Source organism: Clostridium sp. DSM 8431, from assembly GCF_900116755.1.
In the GTDB taxonomy this organism is placed as follows: domain Bacteria; phylum Bacillota; class Clostridia; order Clostridiales; family Clostridiaceae; genus Clostridium.
In genome coordinates this window covers 1-1,969 of the sequence record NZ_FPBY01000297.1, presented here as the reverse complement: position 1 = coordinate 1,969, position 1,969 = coordinate 1, and the positions used below count along the sequence as shown (strand labels likewise).

At 28.2% G+C, this 1,969-nt stretch carries 3 protein-coding genes; all 3 read left to right on the top strand.

Annotation, left to right across the window (positions count from 1 at the left end):
* Nucleotides 1–282 precede the first annotated feature (282 nt).
* A complete protein-coding gene (locus BM384_RS16915; RefSeq protein WP_090015416.1) occupies nt 283–1,353 on the top strand; it encodes an FtsX-like permease family protein in 1,071 nt (356 codons plus the stop codon).
* Between the two features lie 251 nt (nt 1,354–1,604).
* Nucleotides 1,605–1,778, top strand: a complete 174-nt coding sequence (locus BM384_RS18420) for a transposase (protein ID WP_347455101.1) — start codon at nt 1,605–1,607, stop codon at nt 1,776–1,778.
* A gap of 113 nt (nt 1,779–1,891) precedes the next feature.
* A partial coding sequence (locus tag BM384_RS16905) for a helix-turn-helix domain-containing protein (RefSeq protein WP_139232167.1) occupies nt 1,892–1,969 on the top strand: 78 nt, incomplete at its 3' end.

Below are 1,969 nucleotides of genomic sequence, written 5' to 3'. Positions count from 1 at the left end.
ATACGAATTCAAATATATCATCTCCTAAAAAATCTTTGTTAAGATGATTGACATATTTTATCACTTTTATTCATAATACAGCCAAAAATAAAGAGACAAAAAGTAGTTGAGGGAGATATTCCTTCATCAGAAAATGAAGTCACAATAGATGTTAATACTAAGAAATTTTTAAATGTTAATATTGGAGATACCATTAAGCTACTTTCAGAAAATGCAGAAAAACAATTTAAGGTATGCGGAATAACAGAAAGCGGATATTATGTTTCAGATGCAGCAGTAGAAATGTGTAGCTACTTAGATGATAAAAGTTTAAATTCAAAGGATGAGTATAATGTCTTTGTAAATATAAAATCAGAAAAAAACAAACAAAATATAGTAGATAAAGTTTTAACTGATTCAGGAGTAGAAGTAAGTGGAGATACTAAGTCTGGTAATTCAGAACTTCTTTATTTAACAGGTAATGGAGGAGATTCTGCTTTTACAAAATCTTTAAACACAATGGCTATATTCGTAATTGTAATAATAGTTATTTGTACAATAACAGTAATATATAATTCCTTTAATATCTCAGTAATAGAAAGGATAAGATACTTCGGAATTTTAAAAGCAATAGGAGCATCACCAAAACAAATTAAAAGGATAATATTTAGAGAAGGATTAGTAATTGGAATTATCGCATTTCCTTTAGGATGTATTTTGGGCTTTCTTGGATTGAAGATTGGTATAGAACTATTTTTAGGCAATAATTTAATGTTTATGGATAGTTTTAAAGTTAAATTCTATCCTAAAATTTTATTAATAACAGCAGCAGTTGTTGCAGTAACAATTTATTTATCAATTATGCAGCCAGCAAGAAAAGCTAAAAAAGTTTCGGCAGTAGAAGCCATGAGAAATATTAAAGAAATAAGTGTTATAAAGATTAAAAGAAGAAAGGGAAGACTTGTTGGAAAAATATTTGGAATTGAAGGAAGTCTTGCTTATAAGAATATAAGAAGAACTCCAACAAGATTTATAATTACAGTAATAGCTCTTACAATTTCACTGATAATGTTTAATGTATTTTATGGACTTTTAGATTTTACAAAGCAGGTTGTAACTGACCTATATGGAACTATTCCTTTCGATTCAGAACTTGGCAAAATAAATAATAGTGAATTTACAGATGAAGAGATAGAAAATATTGAGAGTAAGAAGTATACAGATACAATATATAAACTTAGAGATGAATATTTTCAAGTTGTTATAGGTAAAGAAAAATTTAATGATTCTTATGGAAATAGTATTGGAGAATTAGGAGCAAAGATTGGAGAAAAAAAGATTATCTATCATCTTATAATGAAGTTTATACATTAATTACAAATAATACTACAGGAGGAGATAAGGAAATTGAAATAAGGCTACCGCAATCCCACTGGCTTTAGACGGTGGGTTAAGGTAGCCCAAATGAGTGGTTTGTGCTATATTTATGTCATGGGAACATGGAAATCTAAAAATAGACACAAGTATTTACTCCAATATCATATTATTTTTGTATGCAAATATAGAAAAAAATTATTGGTATCAAAGCAGATGATAGATGATATAAAGCAGTTTTCCTAGGAGATATGTCAAAACATAGTGTTGTCATTAGATATATGGAAACCGATAAAGACCATATTCATTATATGATAGAAACAGAACCTTCAATGTCAATAAGTAAAATTGTAAATTTGATGAAAAGCTACACGACATATCATATATGGAGAAGATATCCGAATTATCTAAGGAAGCACTTTTGAAAGAAACATACTTTTTGGACGGATGGGTATTTTGCCTGAGTGTAGGAAATGTATCAGAAGAAATGCTAAAAAAGTATATAGAAAATCAGGGTTAAAAAAGAAGGTGGCATTAAATGTTAAAAGCATATAAATACAGAATATATCCAAATAAAGAACAGAAAATTCAGATAGCAAAAACATTTGGTTGTTGC